Origin of the sequence: Streptomyces sp. NPDC047841, assembly GCF_040704085.1 — a bacterium.
Taxonomy (GTDB): domain Bacteria; phylum Actinomycetota; class Actinomycetes; order Streptomycetales; family Streptomycetaceae; genus Streptomyces; species Streptomyces argyrophylli.
In genome coordinates this window covers 218,991-232,411 of sequence record NZ_JBEYRP010000010.1, presented here as the reverse complement: position 1 = coordinate 232,411, position 13,421 = coordinate 218,991, and the positions used below count along the sequence as shown (strand labels likewise).

11 protein-coding genes and 1 pseudogene are annotated in these 13,421 nt (G+C 74.5%); 5 read left to right on the top strand and 7 right to left on the bottom strand.

The window, feature by feature from the left end; all coding sequences use genetic code 11:
- Nucleotides 1-204: 204 nt before the first annotated feature.
- The 4 genes from trpB to lgt all read left to right on the top strand — a co-directional run bounded on the left by trpB (nt 205) and on the right by lgt (nt 4,230).
- Nucleotides 205-1,488 (top strand): tryptophan synthase subunit beta, encoded by a 1,284-nt coding sequence (trpB, locus tag AB0947_RS18555; RefSeq protein ID WP_366751392.1) that lies wholly within the window; start codon nt 205-207, stop codon nt 1,486-1,488.
- Nucleotides 1,485-2,303, top strand: a complete 819-nt coding sequence (gene trpA / locus AB0947_RS18550; RefSeq protein ID WP_366751391.1) for a tryptophan synthase subunit alpha — start codon at nt 1,485-1,487, stop codon at nt 2,301-2,303. The genes trpB and trpA overlap by 4 nt, the downstream gene beginning before the upstream one ends.
- A gap of 111 nt (nt 2,304-2,414) precedes the next feature.
- The gene (locus AB0947_RS18545) at nt 2,415-3,188 is read left to right on the top strand and encodes a thioredoxin domain-containing protein (RefSeq protein WP_366751390.1); all 774 of its coding nucleotides are present in this window, start codon (nt 2,415-2,417) and stop codon (nt 3,186-3,188) included.
- Nucleotides 3,189-3,279: 91 nt separating this feature from the next.
- The gene (gene lgt / locus AB0947_RS18540) at nt 3,280-4,230 is read left to right on the top strand and encodes a prolipoprotein diacylglyceryl transferase (RefSeq protein WP_366751389.1); all 951 of its coding nucleotides are present in this window, start codon (nt 3,280-3,282) and stop codon (nt 4,228-4,230) included.
- 66 nt (nt 4,231-4,296) lie between these two features.
- Here the strand turns inward: lgt and AB0947_RS18535 are convergent, their stop codons facing one another.
- From AB0947_RS18535 to AB0947_RS18505, 7 genes and pseudogenes are all read right to left on the bottom strand, one after another.
- On the bottom strand, nt 4,297-5,109 hold the full coding sequence (locus tag AB0947_RS18535; RefSeq protein WP_366751388.1) for a CoA ester lyase: 813 nt from the start codon (nt 5,107-5,109) through the stop codon (nt 4,297-4,299).
- On the bottom strand, nt 5,106-6,356 hold the full coding sequence (locus AB0947_RS18530) for a CoA transferase (protein WP_366751387.1): 1,251 nt from the start codon (nt 6,354-6,356) through the stop codon (nt 5,106-5,108). The genes AB0947_RS18535 and AB0947_RS18530 overlap by 4 nt, the downstream gene beginning before the upstream one ends.
- Nucleotides 6,353-7,246 (bottom strand): ribokinase, encoded by an 894-nt coding sequence (rbsK, locus tag AB0947_RS18525; RefSeq protein WP_366751386.1) that lies wholly within the window; start codon nt 7,244-7,246, stop codon nt 6,353-6,355. Before rbsK ends, AB0947_RS18530 begins: the two co-directional genes overlap by 4 nt.
- The gene (locus tag AB0947_RS18520) at nt 7,243-8,604 is read right to left on the bottom strand and encodes an ADP-ribosylglycohydrolase family protein (protein WP_366751385.1); all 1,362 of its coding nucleotides are present in this window, start codon (nt 8,602-8,604) and stop codon (nt 7,243-7,245) included. Before AB0947_RS18520 ends, rbsK begins: the two co-directional genes overlap by 4 nt.
- Nucleotides 8,592-9,776, bottom strand: coding sequence for an ADP-ribosylglycohydrolase family protein (locus AB0947_RS18515; RefSeq protein WP_366751384.1), 1,185 nt, complete (start codon nt 9,774-9,776; stop codon nt 8,592-8,594). Before AB0947_RS18515 ends, AB0947_RS18520 begins: the two co-directional genes overlap by 13 nt.
- Before the next feature lie 8 nt (nt 9,777-9,784).
- Complete coding sequence (locus AB0947_RS18510) at nt 9,785-11,356, bottom strand: ADP-ribosylglycohydrolase family protein (RefSeq protein WP_366751501.1); 1,572 nt, start codon at nt 11,354-11,356, stop codon at nt 9,785-9,787.
- 59 nt (nt 11,357-11,415) lie between these two features.
- A pseudogene (locus AB0947_RS18505) lies at nt 11,416-12,255 on the bottom strand (ADP-ribosylglycohydrolase family protein); the annotation flags it as partial.
- 262 nt (nt 12,256-12,517) lie between these two features.
- Here AB0947_RS18505 and AB0947_RS18500 point away from each other — a divergent pair.
- Entirely contained in the window at nt 12,518-13,249 is a 732-nt protein-coding gene (locus AB0947_RS18500; RefSeq protein WP_366751383.1) for a VIT1/CCC1 transporter family protein, read from the top strand.
- Nucleotides 13,250-13,421: the final 172 nt, after the last annotated feature.

Genomic DNA, 13,421 nt, shown 5'->3' with positions numbered 1-13,421 from the left:
CGCGTCCGGTACGTCATCGGCGACGAACCCGGGCAGGTCAACGGACGCCGATGGCAGCGCGCCCCCCAGGGGCGCGGGACTCCTGTCTGACGTGCGGCTACCGCCGCGTGTACGCGACCAGCCGCCCACGGCCTGAGGTCGTCCGACAAGCTCCGCCCCCACGGCGAATCGTTTTCCACAGAACACTCACCGTGAGGTTTCCGCATGCCCAGCGAGTTCTTCATCCCTGACCCCGCCGGCCAGGTGCCCAGCGCCGAGGGCTACTTCGGCGCGTTCGGCGGCAAGTTCATCCCGGAGGCCCTCGTCGCCGCCGTGGACGAGGTCGCCGTCGAGTACGACAAGGCCAAGCACGACCCCGAGTTCGCCCGTGAGCTCGACGACCTGCTCGCCCACTACACCGGCCGCCCGTCGGCGCTCACCGAGGTGCCCCGCTTCGCCGAACACGCCGGTGGCGCCCGTGTGTTCCTCAAGCGCGAGGACCTCAACCACACCGGCTCCCACAAGATCAACAACGTGCTCGGCCAGGCCCTGCTCACCAAGCGCATGGGCAAGACCCGGGTCATCGCCGAGACCGGCGCAGGCCAGCACGGTGTCGCCACGGCCACCGCCTGCGCGCTGTTCGGCCTCGACTGCACCATCTACATGGGCGAGGTCGACACCAAGCGCCAGGCCCTCAACGTCGCCCGCATGCGCATGCTCGGCGCCGAGGTCGTCGCCGTGAAGTCCGGCAGCCGCACCCTCAAGGACGCCATCAACGAGGCGTTCCGCGACTGGGTCGCCAACGTCGACCACACCCACTACCTCTTCGGCACGGTCGCCGGACCGCACCCGTTCCCCGCCATGGTCCGCGACTTCCACCGGGTGATCGGCGTGGAGGCACGGCGCCAGCTCCTGGAGCGCGCCGGCCGTCTCCCCGACGCGGCCGTCGCCTGTGTCGGCGGCGGCTCCAACGCCATCGGCCTCTTCCACGCCTTCATCCCCGACGAGGGCGTCCGCCTCATCGGCTGCGAGCCGGCCGGCCACGGCATCGAGACCGGCGAGCACGCGGCCACCCTCACCGCCGGCGAGCCCGGCATCCTGCACGGCTCCCGCTCCTACGTCCTCCAGGACGACGAGGGCCAGATCACCGAGCCGTACTCCATCTCGGCCGGACTGGACTACCCGGGCATCGGCCCGGAGCACTCCTACCTGAAGGACTCCGGCCGCGGCGAGTACCGCGCGGTCACCGACGACGCCGCCATGCAGGCCCTGCACCTGCTGTCGCGCACCGAGGGCATCATCCCGGCCATCGAGAGCGCCCATGCGCTGGCCGGCGCCCTGGAGGTCGGCAAGGAGCTGGGCAAGGACGGCCTGATCGTCGTCAACCTGTCCGGCCGCGGCGACAAGGACATGGACACCGCCGCCCGGTACTTCGGCCTCTACGACACCGACGCCGAGGTGGCCGCCGACCAAGCCGACACCGCCGAGATCGAGGGGGACGCCAAGTGAGCGGGAACGCACAGCTGCTGAACGACACCCTCGCCGCCGCCAGGGCCGAGGGCCGCTCCGCGCTCATCGCCTACCTCCCGGCCGGCTTCCCCACCGTGGACGGCGGCATCGAGGCGATCAAGGCCGTCTTCGACGGCGGCGCCGACGTCGTCGAGGTCGGGCTGCCGCACAGCGACCCGGTGCTCGACGGCCCGGTCATCCAGACCGCCGACGACATCGCCCTGCGGGGCGGGGTGCGGATCGCCGACGTCATGCGCACCGTCCGGGAGGCCCACGAGGCCACCGGGAAGCCGGTGCTCGTCATGACGTACTGGAACCCCATCGACCGCTACGGCGTGGAGCGGTTCACCGCCGAGCTGGCCGAGGCGGGCGGCGCGGGCTGCATCCTGCCCGACCTGCCCGTGCAGGAGTCGGCGCCGTGGCGGGAGCACGCCGAGAAGCACGGCCTCGCCACGGTCTTCGTGGTGGCGCCGAGCAGCAAGGACGAGCGGCTCGCCCAGATCACCGCGGCGGGCAGCGGCTTCGTCTACGCGGCCTCCCTGATGGGCGTCACCGGCACCCGCGAGTCCGTCGGCACCCAGGCCCAGGACCTGGTCCGGCGCACCCGCGCCACCGGCACCGGGCTGCCCGTCTGCGTCGGTCTCGGCGTCTCCAACCGGGCCCAGGCCGCCGAGGTCGCCGGCTTCGCCGACGGCGTGATCGTCGGCTCGGCGTTCGTCAAGCGGATGCTGGACGCCCCCGACCACGCCTCCGGCCTCGCGGCGGTCCGTGAGCTGGCCGGTGAGCTGGCGAAAGGCGTGCGCGGACAGGCGTGACGGACGGGAGTGACCGGCGGCGAACGTCCCGAACCGGATGATCCGGTCACTCGAACGGGTGGACCTCGGGCCGGGGAGGCGCGCTGCGCCTCCCCGGTTCGTTCTGGGGGTGTGAGCGAGAAGAACCGTGACGGAAAGCGCACCGCCCGGGAACGGCTGGCGGTCGAGCGCGAGAAGCAGAAGGCCGGGGAGAAGCGACGGCGCACGCTGATCGTGGGCGCGAGCGTCGTCTGCATCCTGGGACTGGCGGCGGTGATCGGCGTGGTCGCCGCGAACGCCGGCAAGCACAAGGGCGGCAGCGCGGGCCCGGCCGTCGCACCGTCGGGGGCGCAGGGCAAGGACGGCCTCGCGATCCCGGTCGGCAAGGACGGCGCCAGGTCGACGCTCACCGTCTGGGAGGACTTCCGCTGCCCGGCCTGCCAGGCCTTCGAGGCGGCGTACCGGCCGACCCTCCACGAGCTGGCCGACGCCGGCAAGCTCAGGATCGATTACCACCTCGTCCGGCTGATCGACGGCAACCTCGGCGGCACCGGCTCGCTGCGCGCCGCCAACGCCGCGGCCTGCGCCCAGGACGCCGGGAAGTTCCGCGACTACCACGACGTGCTGTACGCGAACCAGCCGAAGGAGACCGACGACGCCTTCGCGGGCAACGACAAGCTGATCGAGCTGGCCGGCAAGGTCAAGGGCCTGGACACGCCCGCCTTCCGCGCCTGCGTCAAGGACGGCACGCACGACAGCTGGGTGGAAAGGTCCAACCAGGCGTTCGGGTCCGGCGGCTTCAGCGGTACGCCCACGGTGCTGCTCGGCGGCAAGAACATCTACCAGGACCAGACGATGACCCCGGCCAAGCTCAGGCAACTGGTGGAGGAGGCCGACCGACGGTAAGCGTTTCTCACGCCCCCGTTATGGACCCGTAGCCGGTCCGCTTGCCGTCCCCACGGCCCGGCACGGTAGCGTCGGACCTGCCATGAACGCCATGAACCTTGCCTCGATCCCCAGCCCGTCGCACGGGGTGCTGTACCTCGGCCCCGTCCCGCTGCGCGGCTACGCCTTCTGCATCATCATCGGCGTCTTCATCGCCGTCTGGTTCGGCAACAAGCGCTGGATCGCCCGCGGCGGGCAGTCCGGCACGGTCGCCGACATCGCCGTCTGGGCCGTGCCGTTCGGCCTGGTCGGCGGCCGGCTCTACCACGTGATCACGGACTACGAGCTGTACTTCAGCGACGGCCGTGACTGGGTGGACGCCTTCAAGGTGTGGGAGGGCGGCCTGGGCATCTGGGGCGCCATCGCACTCGGCGCGCTCGGCGCGTGGATCGGCGCGCGGCGCCGGGGCGTCCCGATGCCCGCGTACGCCGACGCCGTCGCGCCCGGCATCGCGTTCGCGCAGGCCATCGGCCGCTGGGGCAACTGGTTCAACCAGGAGCTGTATGGCCGCGAGACCCATCTGCCCTGGGCGCTGCACATCACCTCCTCCGAGGGCGGCCGGGTGCCGGGGTACTACCACCCGACGTTCCTCTACGAGTCCCTGTGGTGCGTCGGCGTGGGTCTGCTGGTCATCTGGGCGGACCGCCGCTTCAGGCTGGGGCACGGCCGCGCGTTCGCCCTGTACGTCGCCGCGTACTGCGTGGGCCGGGGCTGGATCGAGTACATGCGGGTGGACGACGCCCACCACATCCTGGGCCTCCGCCTGAACGACTGGACCGCGCTGCTGGTCTTCCTGCTGGCGGTGACGTACATCGTGGTGTCGTCGAAGAAGCGGCCGGGACGCGAAGCCGTGGTCGAGCCGGGGGTCTCCGACGGCCCGGTCACGGACACGGCGGCCGTCCAGGACGCGGAGGCCGGCACCGACGCCGAGACAGGCGCCGATGCCGATGCCGATGCCGACGCGGAGGGCGAGGAGAAGGCGGCGCCGGCCGAGAAGAGCTGAACCGTTCGTGGTACGACGCCGAGGGCGCCCGGAGGTCTTCCGGGCGCCCTCGGCGTGTGCGGAGGGTCAGTGCCGGGCGGCCAGCGACAGCGTCCGCCGTGCCATCGCCACCACCGCCGCGTCGATGAAGCGCCCGTCGGGCAGGGCCTGGGCGCCCTCGTTGGCCGAGGCCGCTTTGAGGACCGTCTCCGCGTGTTCGATCTCGGCCTGCGTGGGCAGGTAGGCCCGCTCGATCACCGGCAGCTGGCGGGGGTGGATCGCGGAGCGGCCCAGGAACCCGAGAGCCCGGCCGTGGGCGCAGGAGGCGGCCAGGCCGTCGAGGTCACGGATGTCCGGGTAGACGGTCTGGGACGGCGGGGGCAGGCCCGCCGCACGGGCGGCGAGGATCACCCGTGAGCGCGGCCAGTCCAGGCCCGCGTCGGCCCGCACCCCGAGGTCGGCGCGGAGGTCGGCCTCGCCCAGGGCGATGCCCCGCAGGGCGGGGTGGGCGGTGGCGATGGCGTAGGCGTGCTCGATGCCGAGGGCCGACTCCAGGAGCGCGTGGAGCGGGACCGGTGTGGCCACGGCGACCTGCCGTACCTCGCCCGGGGCCGTCACCTTCGGCAGCCGCACGCCGGACAGGCCCGGCAGACCGGCCAGGGCGCGGAGGTCGTCGGCGGCCCAGACGCTGTCCAGGGCGTTGACGCGCACGTGCACCGGGACCGGCTGGGACTCCGCCAGGAGTTCCGCGGTGGCCGCGCGGGCGTACTCCTTGCGGTCCGGGGCGACCGCGTCCTCCAGGTCGACCACCACCACGTCGGCGCCCGCCACCAGGGCCTTGGCCACCACGTGCGGGCGGTCGCCGGGGACGTAGAGCCAGGTGAGCGGGAAGGGGGTCACAGGGCGCCCTCCGCGCGCAGCGCCGCGACGGCGGCCGGGGTGAGGCCGAGTTCGGCGAGCACGGCGTCGGTGTCGGCGCCGTGCGGGCGGCCGGCCCAGCGGATCGCGCCGGGCGTGGCGGAGAGCCGGAAGAGGACGTTCTGCATGCGCAGCGGGCCCAGTTCCGGGTCGTCGACGGTGGTGACCGTGTCCAGGGCCCGGTACTGGGGGTCCACGAGGACGTCCCGGACGTCCTGCACCGGGGCCACCGCGGCCTCCGCCTTCTCGAAGGCCGCGAGCACCTCGGCCCGGGTGCGGCCGGCGATCCAGGAGCCGACCGCCTCGTCCAGCACATCGGCGTGGGCGGCCCGGTCCGCGCCGGTGGCGAACCACGGCTCCTCGATCAGCTCCGGCCGGCCCACCAGCCGGAGCACCCGCTCGGCGACCGACTGGGCGGAGGTGGAGACGGCGACCCAGGTGCCGTCGGCGGTGCGGTAGGTGTTGCGCGGGGCGTTGTTCGCGGACCGGTTGCCGGTGCGCTCCTGGACGTAGCCGAGCTGGTCGTACCAGGTGGCGTGGGGGCCGAGCACCGACAGGATCGGTTCGATGATCGCCATGTCGACCGTCTGTCCCGTGCCGGTGCGCTCGCGGGCGGCCAGCGCCGTCAGCACGGCGAAGGCGGTCGCCAGGCCGGCGATCGAGTCGGCGAGACCGAAGGGCGGCAGCGTCGGGGGCGCGTCCGGTTCGCCGGTGACCGCGGCGAAGCCGCTCATCGCCTCGGCGAGGGTGCCGAAGCCGGGGCGGTGTGCGTAGGGGCCGAACTGGCCGAACGCGGTCACCCGGGCCAGGACCAGCCGGGGGTTGGCCGCGGACAACTCCGGCCAGCCGAGGCCCCATTTCTCCAGGGTTCCGGGGCGGAAGTTCTCGATCACCACGTCGGCGGTGGCGGCCAGCCGCAGCAGGGTGGCCCGGCCGCCGGGTGTGGACAGGTCCAGGGTGATGGCCCGCTTGTTGCGGCCGAGCACCTTCCACCACAGGCCGACGCCGTCCTTGGCCGGGCCGTGGCCCCGGGACGGGTCGGGCCGCCGGGGATGCTCCACCTTGATCACCTCGGCGCCGTAGTCACCGAGCAGCGTCGCCGCCATCGGCCCGGCGAAGAGGGTCGCGAGGTCCAGCACCCGCAGCCCGTCCAGGGCCGGGGACGTCCGTGCCGACGGGGCCGTCTCGGCCGTCCCGGCCGTCGTGTGTGTCGTGTTCGTCGTGTTCATGCGCTGTACTGGGCCTCGATCTCCGGGCGGTAGGGCATCGACGCCGACGCGCCTTCCCGCTGGACGGAGATCGCCGCCGCTGCCGCCGCCCAGGACAGGGCCTCCCGTACCGGCTTCTCCTCGGCGCGGGCCACCGCGAACGCGCCGACGAACGTGTCGCCCGCGCCCGTGGAGTCCACCGCCCGCACGGGGGGCGCGGGGACGACGAGCGGTTCGGCGCCCCGGGCCAGGTACAGGCAGCCCGTGGCGCCCAGGGTGACCACGACCTCGGGCACCAGGTCCAGCAGGGCGGCCGCCGCCTCGCGCGGGTCGGTGCGGCCGGTGAGGGTGACCGCCTCGTACTCGTTCGGCACCAACAGGTCGATCGCCGCCAGGAGTCCGGGCGGCAGCGGCTGGACCGGGGACGGGGTGAGCACCGTGCGGACGCCGTGCCGGCGGGCCGCCTCGGCGCCCGCGACGACCGCCGCCGGCGGGATCTCCAGTTGCAGCAGCAGGGCGTCGGCGGTCGCGATCACCCCCTCGTCGCCGGGGCAGAGGTGGTCGACCGTGCCGTTCGCGCCGGGGACGACGACGATCGCGTTGCCGCCCTCGTCGTCCACCACGATGTGCGCGGTGCCGGACGGCCCCTCGACCGTGCGCAGGAAGTCGGTGTCCACGCCGGAGTGTTCGAGGGTGTCGCGCAGCCGCGCGCCGAAGGCGTCGTTGCCGACCGCGCCGATCATCGAGACGGTGGCGCCGGCGCGGGCCGCGGCGATCGCCTGGTTGGCGCCCTTGCCGCCGGGGATCGTACGGAACTCCCGTCCCGTCACGGTCTCCCCGCGCTGCGGGGCCTTGGCGACGTAGGTGACGAGGTCCATGTTCGTGCTGCCGAGGACGGCGATGTGGGTCATGGTCGGGTCGCCTCTAGGTGGGTGAGGTGGGCGAGGGCGTCGAAGCCGGTGCCGTCGAAGTCCGCGACGGTCGTGGCGAGCCGGTTCTTCAGCGGGGCCCGCCAGCGGTCGGGGAGCGCGCCGGGGGAGCCGGCGAGCAGGCCGGCGATGCTCCCGGCGGTGGCGCCGTTGGAATCGGTGTCCCAGCCACCCGACACGGCACGGCAGACGGAGCCGGTGAAGTCGCCGCCGGCGTGGGTGAGGGCGGCGACGGTCAGGGCGGTGTTGGGGACGGCGTGGACCCAGTGGTGGGTGGGGCCGTAGACGGCGTGGAGTTCGTCCACGACGTCGTCGAAGTCGTCCGTGGCGCCGGCCAGCCGGACGGCGTGGTCGATCGCCTTCGCCAGGCGGGAGCGGGCCGGGACCACCGCGCGGCCGGTGCGCAGACAGGCGTGGACGTCGTGCGTGCCGGTGGCGGCCGTGGCGATGGCGGCGGCCGTGAACATCGCCGCGTAGACGCCGTTCGCGGTGTGGGTGAGGACCGCGTCGCGGTGGGCCTGTTCCGCGGCGGCGGCCGGGTCGCCCGGGTTGCTCCAGCCGTGCATGTCGGCGCGGATCAGCGCGCCGATCCACTCGCGGAACGGGTTGCGGTGGCGGGCCGTGTGCGGGGGCTCGATGCCCGTGAGGAGGTTGCGGTGGGCGACGCGCTCGGCGGTGAAGGTACGGCCGGGCGGGAGTTCCTCGAGCCAGAGCCGGGCCACGTCGTCGGTGGTGAAGGCCCTCCCGTGGCGCTGGAGCAGGAGGAGGTTGAGCAGGGGGTAGTTCAGGTCGTCGTCCTCGGGCATGCCGTCGATGTTCTCGGCGAGCGAGGTGGCGGCCGAGCGGCGGTTCCAGGGGTGGGCGGCCAGCAGGTCGCCGGGGACTCCCCGGGCGGTGAACCAGGTGGAAAGGGGCCAGTTCCCGGTCGCCCGGGCGAGGGCGCGGATGCCGTCGAGCGGGAGCTTCTCGACCGGTTTGCCGAGCAGACAGCCGATGGCCCGCCCGAGCCAGGCGGCCTCCAGGGCGCGGGGGTCCGGTGCGGTGGCGGACCGCCCGGCGGGCCAGTCGGGGCAGCGGGACCTGATGCGGGCCAGGTCGGTCGGCTCGTCGTCGGCGAAGCGGCTGGGCAGATCGGCGAGTTCGTCCAGCAGGTCCTCCGCCAGCAGGCGCAGGTAGCGGGAGACGCGGTGCCGGGACGCGCCCGCGCGCTCCGGGGCGTCCGGGCCGCCCGCCGCCCGCCAGCGCGCCTCGACCGCCTTCGGCTCGCGCCCGTCCAGGCGGGCCTGGCGCAGTTCGTGGCCCAGCAGGTCCTCCGGCTGGACCCAGGTCAGTCGGAGCACGGCCGGCCTCCGAGCGCGCTGAACGCCTCCTCGTGGGCGCGCCGGCGGCGGACGTCCCGGTCGAAGATCTCGCACGTGACCCCGGTGAGCGTCCGGGCCGGCGCCCACAGGTCCAGCCGGCTGGCGTCGGCGACCGTCTTCGCCCACTCCTCGGGGGCCGGCGAGCCGAGCGCGCCCGCGAGGGCGCCGGCCATCGTCGCGATCGAGTCGCAGTCACGGCCGTAGTTGACCGAGCCGAGCACGGCCTGCCGGTAGTCGCCGCCGGAGACGACCAGCATGCCCAGCGCGACCGGGAGTTCCTCGATGGAGTGCAGCCGGGAGGGGCGGCGGGCGGCGAGGGAGGGGGCGCGGTAGTCCGGGCCGACGGTGTCGTACGGCTCCACCGCCGCGCGCAGCGGACCGAGCGCCGACTCGAAGTCCCGGTGCCCGGCGGCGACTTCGCACACCTTCTCGATCGCCGTGCGGGTGCCGTCCTTGGCCAGCGACAGGCAGGCGTCCACCACCGAGCCGGGGGTCGCGCCGGGGGCGGTGGCGGCGGCCACCGCCGCGGCGAACACACCGGCCGCCTCCCGGCCGTACGACGACTGGTGCGCGCCCGCGACGTCCAGCGCCTCGGCGTACGCGGCGGCCGGGTTGGCCGCGTTGACCAGGCCGACCGGGGCCATGTACATCGCGGCGCCGCAGTTGACGATGTTGCCGGTGCCCGCTTCCCGGGGGTCGGCGTGACCGTAGGCGAGCCTGGCCACCAGCCACTTCTCGGCGAGGAAGAGGCGGTGCAGCGGCAGGGCCTCGGCCTGAAGCTCGGGGATCCAGCGGGGGGTGGTCATCAGGTCCGGGACCAGGTGCTCGGCGATCGCGTACGCGTCGAGGTGGTCGCGGACGCGGTCGTAGACGCGGATGAGCGCGTGCGTCATCAAGGTGTCGTCGGTGACGTGGCCGTCGCCCTTGTGGTACGGCGCGATGGGGCGGGCGGTGCGCCAGGCGTCGCCGTGCCAGGGGCCGACGATGCCGCGCACGCGGCCGCCGTGCCGCTCGGCGATCTGGTCGGGGGAGTAGCCCTCGACCGGGCCGCCGAGGGCGTCGCCTACGGCGGCCCCCACCAGCGCGGCGGTGACGCGGTCGGCGAGCCCGTTCGGGGCGGGGCCGCTGCTTTCTTCGTCTTTGGGCGTCATGCCCCGAATCATCCTCCTGGGCGGGCCGGTTGTGCGGCTTCCAGGAGTCCGGCGAGTTCCACCAGGTCGGTGCCGGTGAGACGGGGCAGGGTGCAGCCGGGCAGGACGCGGCAGGCGTCCCGCCAGGTCGCGGGGATCGCCGCGCCGCCGCCGAGGGCGCCGGTGAGCGCGCCGGCGAGGGCGGGCGCGGAGTCGGCGACCCGGGACAGGCAGGCGGCGGCCGGTACGGCCTCGGCGATCCGGCCCCGGGCCGCGGTGGCCAGGGCGAGCGCGACGGGGACGGTCTCGGCGGCGGCGATGCCGTAGCTGTAGACGTGGTCGACGATCTGGTGTTCCAGGAGGGGGACGAGGGCGAAGGCGGACCCGCTGTCCTCGGCCAGGGCGAGGGCGTGGCGGGCGTTGCGGCCGATCTCGGTGTCCGCCGGGAGTTCGGCGAGCGCGGCGGTCACGCAGGTGTCGGTGTCCGCGTCGGCGAGGGCGAGGGAGAGGGCCGCCGCCATGGCCCGCGCGCCATGCACGCCGTCGCCGTCCTGGGTGTAGCGGGCGTCGAACTCGGCGAGCGCGGCTGCCTGTCGCGGGTCGCCGGGGTGGGCGACGGCGAGGACGCAGGCGCGGACGCAGGCCGCGTCGTCGAAGTAGTGCGGGTTGTCGTGGCCGGTGGCGGGCGGGCGCAGGCCGGTGGCGAGGTTGCCGAGGCCGGCGCGGACGGAGATGCGGGCGCGCAGCGGCAGGACGGCGGACTCGATCTCCGGGGCGCGGTCCGCCGCGGCGGCGACCTCGGAGGCCACGGCGGTCCAGGTGAGGTCGATGGCGGCGCGCATACGGCGGGCCCGGCTGAGGTCGCCGAGGACGTCGTCGTCGCCGGCGCGCAGGACCGCCTCCGCGGCGAACGCCGCCCACTCGGCGTCGTCGGAGGGGCCGAGGCGGAGGGGTTCGGGGGATTGGTTGAGGGCGATCGGCACCGGGAGGGTGGTGGTGGCGTTCTGCTCGGCGAAGGTGTCCAGCTCCCGGGTGAGGCGGCGGGTCCACTCGGGCATGCGGACGGCGCGGTGCCGGGCGGCGGGCCAGCCGGCGGCGTCTCCGGCGGCGAGGCCGAGGAGGAGGCCCTCGATACGGCGCGCTGTCATGGCCGGCCCTCGCCGTCCGGTTGCCCCGCGTGCCCGGTACCCACGAGGGGGCTTCGCTCCCTGGAGCCCCGGTCCGCCGCCCGCCCGCCATCCGGCCCGGTCGGCCGAGAGGCGGGGGGAGGGGGCGGGAGGAGTTCGGTGGGCCGGGCGGCGTCGGGCAGGGGGAGGAGGCCGGCCGGCTGGATGGCGTCGGGCAGGGGGAGGGGCTCGGCCGGCTCCAGCGCACCCTCGGCCGCTGCCCGCTCCCCCTTCACCACGGCCGCCGGCCGGACCGCGGCCAAGGGCGCCGCCACGGCCGCCGGGATCACCTCCCGTTTCCCCGCCACTCCGGCCGCCGTCCCTGCCGTGCCCGCGTCCGCCGCCGTCAGCAGGAGGTCCGCCACGTCCAGTACGTGGTGGCCGGTGATGGACGGCAGGCAGCGGCCCCGGGCCGGGCCGATCGCGGACGACCAGTGCGGCGGGATCGCCGGGAGGCCCTGGGTGGCGCCGGACAGGGCGCCCGCCACCGCCGCCGTCGTGTCCGCGTCACGGCCCATGTTGACGGCCGTCAGCACCGCCTCCCGGAAGTCGCCGTCGGCCGCCGCGTACGCGCCGAAGGCGAGGGCGACCGCTTCCGGGGCCAGGTCGGTCCAGGGGTAGCCGCCGATGACGACCGCGGAGCGCACCGCGCGTTCGCCGCGGTGCGCCACCGACACCGCGCGCCGCAGGGAGCGCGCCGTCCAGGAGTCGTCCGGGATCACCGCGAGGGCGGCGGCGATCACCACCGGGACCGCCGCGCCGGTCATCGCCGCCGCCACGCCCGCCGCGACCGCCTGGCCACCGTAGATGCCCTCCCCCTCGTGGCTGACGGAGCCGTCGACGGCCACCAGCCGGGCCGCTTCGGCGGGACGCCCGGCGGCGAAGACCCCGAAGGGCGCCGCCCGCATCGCCAGCCCGTCGCTCCAGGCGTGCCGGTGCTGCGCCGAGATGGGGGCGGCGAGGCCGCGGCGGAGGTTCTCCAGCGTGCCGCGCTCGCTGAAGCCCGCGCCGCGGAAGGGGCCCTCCGCCCGGTCGGCGATCCACTCGTGCCAGGCCGCCTCGACATGCTCCGGGGTGAGCGCCGAGCCGTGCCGGGCCAGCAGCAGACCGGAGAAGATCGCGTACTCGGTGTCGTCCGTGCCGTACGGCTGCTCGCTGACGTATCCGGTGATCCGGCCCCAGCGGGCGCGGATCTCGGAGGGCCTGAGGTTCTCCGCCGGTGCGCCCAGCGCGTCCCCGACGGCCAGGCCCAGCAGCGCACCGCGGGCCCGTTCGCGGAGTCCGGCGGCGTCACCGGGCGCCGCGGCCCGGGGAGTGCGGGCGATCGATGCCATGGGCGGCCTCCTTCGGCGGGTCCCAGGGGACCCTCTGCGGATGTGTCCCACGGGAGGCGGCCGCGTGAGCCGGGGGCGGGGCTGTGTCACCCGGTCAGCATCTGAGATAGCAATCGCACATCTGAGCGCTCAGGAGAGAAGTCGCAGGTTAGCCCAGCCTTTCCTTGCTGGCGCGGGGGAAATGAAGAGCGTAGGTTCTGTGTTGTCGAAATATAGAACTCGTCCAAAGTTAGCTTTGGCTTAGCTTCCCTGGGGGTCCCGGATGGCCATTCTCGACACCGAGGCCGCGCTGCACGAGGCGCACCGCGACAACCACACGCACCGCGACGTGAACGGCGGATGGCTGCGCCCCGCCGTCTTCGGTGCCATGGACGGTCTCGTCTCCAACCTGGCCCTGATGACGGGCGTGGCCGGCGGATCCGTGAGCCAGCACACCATCATCATCACCGGTCTCGCGGGGCTCGCGGCCGGCGCCTTCTCCATGGCGGCCGGCGAGTACACCTCCGTCGCCTCCCAGCGGGAACTCGTCGAGGCGGAACTCGACGTCGAGCGCCGCGAGCTGCGCAGGCACCCGCAGGACGAGGAGGACGAGCTGGCCGCGCTGTACGTGGCCCGCGGGGTGGAGCCCGGACTGGCCCGGCAGGTCGCCCGGCAGCTCTCCGCGGACCCCGAGCAGGCCCTGGAGATCCACGCCCGCGAGGAACTGGGCATCGACCCCGGGGACCTGCCCTCGCCGCTGGTCGCCGCCGTCTCGTCCTTCGGCTCGTTCGCGCTCGGCGCCCTGCTGCCCCTCCTGCCGTACCTGCTCGGCGCGACCGCGCTGTGGCCCGCCGTCCTGCTGGCCCTCGCCGGTCTCTTCGGGTGCGGTGCCGTCGTGGCCAAGGTGACCGCGCGCAGCTGGTGGTTCAGCGGTCTGCGGCAGCTCGCGCTCGGTGGTGCGGCGGCCGGTGTGACGTACGTCCTGGGCACTCTGTTCGGAACGGCCGTAGGATAGCTCGACCGGTACCTATGCGATGGGCCGCATAACTACCCGTTACTCGCTGGTTTCGAGCGCGTGACCACCGGGCATGAGCCGTAAGCGCTGTGGGCAATGACGCCTGCCGCACCCCCGCGGGGCGGGCGACGACGCCCTCCCCGGACCCCCCTCCGGACCGCCGGACGCCGAT